An 8,329-nucleotide genomic window follows, 5' to 3' on the forward strand; every position below is an offset into this window, starting at 1 on the left:
TAAACCCCGCGCGAGCGGGGATGATCCGACAACAAAGAGACGGCCACGCGAACTGACCGGGTAAACCCCGCGCGAGCGGGGATGATCCGACGATCAACAACAAGAAGATGTTCTACATGACGTAAACCCCGCGCGAGCGGGGATGGTCCGCGCCGGTCCTGGGGGCTCGAGTCCGGGAACTGGTAAACCCCGCGCGAGCGGGGATGATCCCAAAATCCCGAATCGCACCAGCCGTATTCCGCAGTAAACCCCGCGCGAGCGGGGATGATCCCGGCCGGCCGAGCGCGGGCCGGTACGGAAGCGGCGTAAACCCCGCGCGAGCGGGGATGATCCGGCGCAGGGCACGATCGTTGGCTACAAGAACGGGTAAACCCCGCGCGAGCGGGGATGATCCTCGGCCGTCAACAGTCGCCGTACCCTCAGGGTAGTAAACCCCGCGCGAGCGGGGACAATCCGCTGACCTCTTGGGCTGTGGAGTGGCGTGTTGTGCACGCCTGCACGCGAGGAGGCTCACTGAGGGTCGTTCACACTCCGGGGGCTTATTCATGAGGTCCGTCGTCGGATCTGCCGTTCTCCTTCGGTGTCTGAGTGACTCGGTGTCCGCGCGGAGGATATGACTGGCTCCGCAGTCAAAGTGTCCCAGAGAAGACCTTGGAATCCTGCGATTCTCGTTTGTGCTATGACGTTACTGCGGCGTTCGTGTCCGCAGTGTGGATACCGGCCGCCGCCCCTACCGATGGTCACCGCGACAAGCTCAGTGAATAAGCCCCTGGGAACGTCGTCGGGCTACTGAGAATGCCTGAGCCATCGATCTGCTCATCGCCGGCCGATACCGCGATAGGTCCAGCCGGCCGCTTTCCAGTCCTGCGCATCCAGGCAGTTGCGTCCGTCAATCACGTACCGGGTACGCGCCAGGCCAGCCGCCTGGGTAGGGTTGAGGTCCTGGTACTCCCGCCATTCGGTACCAACGATGATCAGGTCCGTGCCTTCCAGAGCAGACTGCGTGGAGGGGGCCACCTCATACGGGCGGTCCTCCTGCTTTGCAAGGATCGGGCCGGCGGCCGGATCGTGCACAACCACCCGCTTCGCCGGGCCCGACAGCTCCGTGGCAAGATCCAGGGCGGGGGAGTTGCGCATATCGTCGCTATCCGGCTTGAAGGCCGCCCCGAGCACCGTCACCGTGGCCCCGGTCAGGTTGTCACCAAGAAGCTCCTTCGCCGTCTGAACGACCCCGGCGCGCATGGTCTCATTCACCCGGTCGACCTCGGCGAGGAAGGCCGGGGCGTCGCCGACGCCGAGCTCGTCAGCGCGGGCCTGGAACGCCCGGATGTCCTTGGGCAGGCAGCCTCCGCCGAAGCCGATACCGGCGCGTAGAAAACGACTGCCAATACGCTCGTCCATGCCGATCGCCTCGGCGAGAGCCGTTACGTTGGCCCCTGCGGCGTCGCAGACCTGGGACATGGCGTTAATGAAGGAGATCTTCGTGGCCAGGAACGCGTTCGCGCTGACCTTGACCAGCTCGGCAGTCGCGTAGTCCATGACCAGGCGCGGGGTGCCGGTGGCCAGGATCCGTTCATAGACAGCGTCCATCACCTCTTTCGCCCTGGCGGCGGTGCCGGGATCGTCCGGCAGACCGTAGACCATGCGGTCGGGGCGCAGAGTGTCCTGCACGGCGAAGCCCTCGCGCAGGAACTCCGGATTCCACACCAGCAGTGCCCCAGCCCGCTCGATCGTCTGGGCCAGGCGGGAGGCCGTGCCAACGGGCACCGTGGACTTGCCGGCGACCACCTCAGGGCCGGCGGTGCACCGCCCCAGGTGCGGAAGCATGGAATCAACCGCCACGTTGACGTAGCTCATGTCCGCCGCCCCGGACTCGGACTGTGGGGTGCCCACACTAATGAAATGCACCTGGGCGCCTTCAATGGCGGAGAAGTTCTCGCTGAAGGTCAGACGTCCGGCGTCCACGTTGCGAGCCAGTAGTTCTTCCAGTTCGGGCTCGAAGAACGGCGCACGGCCGTCGCTCAGCAGGTCGACCTTGTGGGTGTCGATATCCACTCCCACCACATCATGTCCAAGCTCAGCCATCGACGCAGCATGAACAGCACCCAGATATCCGCAACCAATCACTGACAAACGCATAGCAAGGACCTAAGCAGGTATATGCGAGCCGCGTCCACCCCTGCACCCATAAGGTTCCCTGGTGAAATCCTTAAACAATTCGCCCCGCATAAGGGTGCCCTCATTGGGTTCTATTCCGCGGTCGGAATCCGATGCAGGGGTGAGGTGTGTGGGGGGGGGGAGGTCTGAAACAGGATTGCTGCCTGTGTACCTCGGTGCCTCGTGCTGCGCCGCAACTGACGTCGTGGCCACTCAGGCTGTCGGGGCCGGAGGTGGACCCACGCCTCTGGGGGTGCGGCGCGGTGGCTGCGCCGTCTCGGCTAGATTTAGACGGGGCGGGGTGCACGAGTGCCCGTCTGCCCAGACCGTCACGTCGAGTAAAGGATGGCGCAGTGCCCGCAGGCGACGACCCCAAGCAAACCAGTCCCGGTGCCGCCTTCGGCATCCCCGAGGGCGCCACGGGGGAGGAGGTCGTCGACGCCGTCTTCGGTGAGACCGGCGTCGACCCCGAGCTCCTGCCCTACCTGGAGGCTGCGGGCACCCCTAACCTTGCAGGCTCCGGTCCGACCGTCTCCGTCTCCGGTCTCCAGGAGACCGAGGCCCAGCAAGAGGCTGACGCCGAGATCCAGGATCGTGAGGATCTCGAGGCCCTGCGCGAGCTTGTCGCCGCCAACATGATCCCCGGTGGCGATACTGACCGTCTCGAGGAGCTCCTCGCCGAGGTCGATGCCGACGACTCCGACGACTGGGAGTCCTGGGAGCCCCAGCTCCCCGATGCCCCTGAGGATGAGCACCTGCGCGAGCTGGAGGTCGCTGCCCGCGCCGTCGAGGTCTCCGCCCGCATGCGCGAGGTCGAGGCCGAGATCCTGTCGCGCGCCCCCGAGCACCAGGTCCAGCCCTCCCTGGAGCGCGTCGAGGCCGTCCTCGACCTTCTGGGCAACCCCGAGCGCACCTACCGCACCGTCCATATCACCGGCACCAACGGCAAGACCTCCACCGCACGCATGGCTGAGCGCCTCCTGGCCGCCGGCGGTATGCGCACCGGCCGCTTCACCTCCCCGCACCTGGCCACCATCCGCGAGCGCATCAGCCTCGATGGTGAGTCGATCAGCGAGGAGGGATTCATCGCGGCCTGGGAGGACGTGGCCCCCTACGTCGCCATGGTCGACGAGCGCTCGCAGGCCGCCGGCGGGCCTCGCCTGTCCTTCTTCGAGGTCCTGGCCATCATGGCCCTGGCCGCCTTCGCCGACTACCCCGTCGACGTCGCCGTCATCGAGGTCGGCCTGGGCGGGCGCTGGGACGCCACGAACGTCATCGGCTCCGACGTCGCCGTCATCACTCCGATCGGACGCGACCACGAGCGCTGGCTCGGCTCCTCGATCACCGAGATCGCCCACGAGAAGGCCGGCATCATCAAGGACGGCTCCACCGTCATCGTCGCCCAGCAGGTCCCCGACGTCGCTGCCGAGATCGAGCAGGCCGCAGCCTCGCACCGGGCCGTCGTGCGCCGTGAGCGGGACCCGGAGGAGGATCCCACCTCACCGGAGGCCGGCGTCCTGCAGGTCCTTGACCGTCAGCTCGCCGTCGGCGGTCAGATGGTCACCTTCGCCACCGCAGCGGCTGTCTACGAGGACGCCTTCGTTCCGCTGCACGGGGAGTACCAGGCCCGCAACGCCCTGCTGGCCCTGGCGGCCGCCGAGGCGGTCCACGGCGGGCGCCGGCTTCCCGCGCGTGTTGTCGAGGACGGCTTCGCGTCTGTCACCAGCCCCGGCCGCCTGGAGGTCCTGCGCTCCTCTCCCACGGTCCTGGTCGACGCCGCCCACAACCCCCACGGCATCGAGGCTCTCACTGAAGCCATCGAGGAGGCCTTCGGCTTCCAGCACCTCGTGGCGGTGCTGGGGGTCATGGCGGACAAGGACGCCGAAGGGATTCTTGCGGGCCTGGAGCCGGTGACTGATGCCGTTGTGTGCGTCCCCATCGACTCGCCGCGGGCCATGGACGTCGATGACCTGGGTGAGATCGCGCGAGAGGTCTACGGTGCCGACCGTGTGGTGGTGAGTCAGCGGCTCGGTGAGGGTGTGGAGCAGGCTGTCGCCCTGTCCGAGGGCCACGACGCCCCGCTGACCGCCTCGGGAATCCTCGTCGTCGGCTCAGTGGTCCTGGCCGCCGAGGCCCGCGCCCTGTTCGGCAGGCCCTGACCGTCCTGCTGCTGTGGTTCGTCAGTGGGCCGGCACCTCCGTGTCATTTTCGGCGGCACGCGTGTTCGGGCTGGTCACCGACCATTTGGTCGTCTCAACGAGCGAGGCGGCAAGGTGCGTGAGAGGATGGAAACGCGAGTGGGCGGTGAGCACCTCGTCGGCCTGCTCCGGCGCGTCCTACGGACGTTCCCGGGATGCGTTGGGACCCATCGGGTCCGCGCAGGGCCCGATCAACGCCACATGGTCGTCCTTCACCCTCGGGTGCATGGCGGTCAGGCCTGGAACCAACACCTGCCAAGACCCGAGAAGGAAGCACCATGTCTTTGGATTCTGCCTGGGCGCTCGACTGGACCCGTCGCGCCGCCGTACTGATCGCTGAGAACCGCGCAGAGCTGACCGAGCTGGACCGTGCCATCGGGGACGCCGACCACGGAGACAACCTGAACCGTGGAATGAGGGCCGTTGTCGCCAAGCTCGACGCCGCCGAGGAGACCGGAAACCTTCCAGCAACTCCTGGAGGCGTCCTCAAAGTTGTCGCCACCACTCTCATGGCCACTGTCGGTGGTGCCGGCGGACCGCTGCTGGGAACCGCCTTCCTTCGGGCCGCCCGCTCCTCCGACGCTCCTGCGTGGGGGGCCGCGGAGATCGTTCGCGCGCTCGAGGAGGCCACCTCGGGCCTGGAGGTCAGGGGGCACGCCACCAGCGGGGACAAGACCATGGCCGACGCCTGGCGCCCCGCCGCTGTCGCAGCCAAGGAGGCGGCGCAGATCGGAGAGGATGAGATCGGCATCCTCACTGCCGCCGCGCAGGCCGCCGCCAAGGGGGCCGAGGACACCGAGCCCCTCCAGGCCCGCCGCGGTCGGGCCTCCTTCCTGGGGGAGCGCTCCTGCGGACACCGTGACCCGGGCGCTCAGTCCTCCGCACTCATCCTTCAGGCCGCCGTCGACGCCGCCCGCGACCGCGTTCCGGCCGCGGCCTCGATCCTGGTGGTCGAGCAGGCCTGAACCCGGCTCCGCATGGCCTTGAGGGGCCCCGACCCGTTATGGTCCACCCGGTCCCTCATCCGCCGACCCAGCAAGGAGCCCCCATGGCCAGCACGTCCCAGACCGGCCGCATCCTCATCCTCATCAAGCCCGACGCCGTCGAACGCAGTCTGACCGGCGAGATCCTGCGCCGCATCGAGGCCAAGGGGTATGAGCTGACGGCCCTGAAGGTCCTGACCCCCACCGAGGAGATCCTCGCCGAGCACTACGCCGAGCACGTGGACAAGCCCTTCTACCCCGGTGTCGTGGAGTACATGACCTCCGGCAACGTAGTGGCCGCGGTGGCTGAGGGGCAGCGCGTCGTCGAGGGGGTGCGCAGCCTCATGGGGCCCACCGACCCCACCACGGCCGCCCCTGGAACCATTCGCGGCGACCTGGGCCGCGACTGGGGCACCCCCGCCATCCTCAACCTCGTCCACGGCTCCGACAGCGATGAGTCCGCAGCCCGCGAGATCACCATCTGGTTCCCCGAGCTGGCCGACTGAACCCTGACGACGACGGTGCACCTCCCCATGCAGGAGGTGCACCGTCGTCGTCGGTGGAGGCGCTCAGGCCTGCCTGGCCCGTCCCAGAATCTCCTTGAGCGGTACCCGGGCGCCGGTGCGGGTGACGGCTCGGGTGTAGATCGCCGCCGCCCCGCGCACCAGCAGCGGCAGGAAGACGAGCGCGATCCCCAGGGCGATCAGCTGCTCGGCCCAGGAGGAGACCCCGAGCACCAGGCGTGCTGGCATCATGAAGGGTGCGAAGGGCGGAAGGTAGGACAGGATCCGGAAGATGGTGCTGTTGGGGTCGCCGGTGGCCATGGTGAAGCTCAGCATGTAGGGCACCATCGCCAGCAGGAGCAGGGGCATGCTCACCGAGTTGACGTCCTCCTGGCGGCTCACGAGTGAGGCGGCAGCGCCGTAGGCGACCGCGAAGATCGCGTAGCCCACGATCATCCACACGAGCATCGCCGCCAGTGCGCCGTCAAGGTTGAGGCTGGTGTCCGGCATGACGCCAGTCGCCTTCGCGGTGATGACCCCGGCGACGGCGACGAGCCCGGTGGTCATCACGGAGGCGACGCCGATCCCCAGGATCTTGCCGGCCAGCAGTGAGCTGGGCCGTACGCAGGCCAGGAGGATCTCCACGATCCGGCTCGACTTCTCCTCCACCACGCCCTGGGCGATGAACTGCCCCCCGCCCATGATGGCGAACAGCAGCAGGACGTCCATCGCCATGAGGACCGTGTAGCGCTGACGGAAGTCGGCGGCGTCGCGCTTGGGTGCGTGAAGCACCGTGACCTCCGGCTTGGCGTCGCTCAGCTCGGTGGCCACCTGGGCGGGATCACCGCCCAGGGACGCGATCTGCTGACCCAGTGCCGACTGCTGGAGGAAGGCCGTGGCCCCGGAGACGACTGTCTCGTCGGCCTTCTCCTCCACGGTGATGGTGGGGGCGGAGCCGGAGACGTCGAGGACCATGTCCACGTGAGGCGTGCCCTCGGGTGCGTCGTCGGCCAGTACCTCCTTCGCCTCGTGGTCGGAGACGTCGACGAGCTCGATCGCCTCGCCGTTGGAGGCGACCACCTTGTCCAGCCCGGTGGCCTGGGAGGTCTCGATGCCCTTGAGGCCAAGCCGATAGGCCTTGTCCTGACCGGAGGTGTAGAGCTTGACGCCGATGATGCCGCCGATGGCGGCGGCGAGCAGCACCAGGGTCAGGATGATGGTGGACTTCTTCATCAGGTGCGCCCGCAGCTCGCGGCCGGCGACCAGGATGATCTCCTGACGGCGGGTGCTGGGGCTGGTCTGGGCGCTCATCGGTGCGCCTCCTTCTTCATGTCGGTCGAGTCAGTGGTCTGGCTGTGGGAAGCGGGGGTCGTCAGAACCTCCCGGAAGATATCGGTGAGCCGGTGGCGCACCGGGCCGAGCTCGCGCACCGTCCCCAGGTGCAGCGCGGTGCGCAGCAGCTTCTGCTCATCGGTGCCCGCAGCGGTGATGATCAGGCGGCCCTGGCCGTCGATCTGTGTCTCCGGGCTGGCCAGCGCACTCAGGGCGTCGGCCTCCAGCGGGGCGGCATCCTGAGGTGGCTCGACGACGATGCGCCAGCGAGGAGCCTCGGATGCCTGGAGCTCGGGAACCGTTCCGTCTGCCACGAGCCGGCCTGAGCGGATGATGATCACCCGGTCGCACAGGCGCTCAACGACGTCGAGCTGATGGGAGGAGAAGAGCGTGGGCACGCCTGCGGCCGCCCGCTCCAGGAGGACCTGGCTCATGACGTCCACGGCCACCGGGTCCAGACCGGAGAAGGGCTCGTCGAGAATGAGCAGCTCGGGATCACTCACCAGGGCGGCGGCCAGCTGGACGCGCTGCTGGTTGCCCAATGACAGGCTCTGCACCTCGTCGCCACGGCGCTCCTGGAGGCCCAGGCGCTCGGTCCACTGGTCCGCGGCCGCCTTGGCGGCGGAGGCGGACAGTCCGTGCAGGCGAGCCAGGTAGACGAGCTGCTCGGTCACCTTCATCCGGGGGTAGAGGCCGCGCTCCTCGGGCATGTAACCGATGGCGCGCCGGGTGGAGGCGTCCACGGGAGAGCCCTTCCAGGTCACAGAGCCGGAGTCAGCGGCGAGCACGCCCATGACGATGCGCATCGTGGTGGACTTGCCCGCTCCGTTGGCACCGACGAAGCCGACGATCTCGCCGGCATCCAGTGATAGGGAGAGGCGGTCGAGAGCCTGCAGGCTCCCGAAGCGTTTGGAGAGGTTGGACAGCGTGAGCATCGTGGCTCCTTGGGGTTCGGAGACGAGAGGTGGATGGGACCGGTGGAGCAGGTGCACACACGTGTGTCCAGCTCCCTTGACATGGAAAGTTTGCTTGTCCAACATGATGATGTCAAGTCCCTTTGTCGTTTCTGTCTCCGTCAGAGCATCCCGCGCTGTTAGGGTGGCACCCGTGCACCTCAAGACCCTGGCGATCAAGGGATTCAAGTCCTTCGCCTCGT

6 protein-coding genes and 1 CRISPR repeat array are annotated in these 8,329 nt (G+C 67.7%); of the genes, 3 read left to right on the forward strand and 3 right to left on the reverse strand.

The annotated features are described in order from the left end of the window. A CRISPR array of direct repeats spans positions 1-455; the repeat unit is 27 nt; unit sequence TAAACCCCGCGCGAGCGGGGATGATCC. 361 nt (positions 456-816) lie between these two features. Beyond that, on the reverse strand, positions 817-2,139 hold the full coding sequence (locus HMPREF9056_RS11220) for a UDP-glucose/GDP-mannose dehydrogenase family protein (protein WP_034514498.1): 1,323 nt from the start codon (positions 2,137-2,139) through the stop codon (positions 817-819). A gap of 371 nt (positions 2,140-2,510) precedes the next feature. Between HMPREF9056_RS11220 and HMPREF9056_RS11225 the strand changes: the two genes are divergently transcribed. The 3 genes from HMPREF9056_RS11225 to ndk all read left to right on the forward strand — a co-directional run bounded on the left by HMPREF9056_RS11225 (position 2,511) and on the right by ndk (position 5,844). Beyond that, complete coding sequence (locus HMPREF9056_RS11225; RefSeq protein ID WP_009405154.1) at positions 2,511-4,316, forward strand: folylpolyglutamate synthase/dihydrofolate synthase family protein; 1,806 nt, start codon at positions 2,511-2,513, stop codon at positions 4,314-4,316. A gap of 317 nt (positions 4,317-4,633) precedes the next feature. Beyond that, entirely contained in the window at positions 4,634-5,320 is a 687-nt protein-coding gene (gene dhaL, locus HMPREF9056_RS11230) for a dihydroxyacetone kinase subunit DhaL (RefSeq protein ID WP_009405158.1), read from the forward strand. 83 nt (positions 5,321-5,403) lie between these two features. Further along, on the forward strand, positions 5,404-5,844 hold the full coding sequence (ndk, locus tag HMPREF9056_RS11235) for a nucleoside-diphosphate kinase (protein ID WP_009405160.1): 441 nt from the start codon (positions 5,404-5,406) through the stop codon (positions 5,842-5,844). 63 nt (positions 5,845-5,907) lie between these two features. Here the strand turns inward: ndk and HMPREF9056_RS11240 are convergent, their stop codons facing one another. Together HMPREF9056_RS11240 and HMPREF9056_RS11245 are read right to left on the reverse strand one after the other, a co-directional pair. Beyond that, positions 5,908-7,152 carry an ABC transporter permease gene (locus tag HMPREF9056_RS11240; RefSeq protein WP_009405163.1) on the reverse strand — a complete coding sequence of 415 codons (1,245 nt, stop codon included), beginning with the start codon at positions 7,150-7,152 and terminating at the stop codon, positions 5,908-5,910. Continuing rightward, the gene (locus HMPREF9056_RS11245; RefSeq protein ID WP_034514499.1) at positions 7,149-8,108 is read right to left on the reverse strand and encodes an ABC transporter ATP-binding protein; all 960 of its coding nucleotides are present in this window, start codon (positions 8,106-8,108) and stop codon (positions 7,149-7,151) included. Before HMPREF9056_RS11245 ends, HMPREF9056_RS11240 begins: the two co-directional genes overlap by 4 nt. Positions 8,109-8,329 lie beyond the last annotated feature (221 nt).

Origin of the sequence: Actinomyces sp. oral taxon 170 str. F0386, assembly GCF_000195595.1 — a bacterium.
GTDB lineage: Bacteria > Actinomycetota > Actinomycetes > Actinomycetales > Actinomycetaceae > Actinomyces.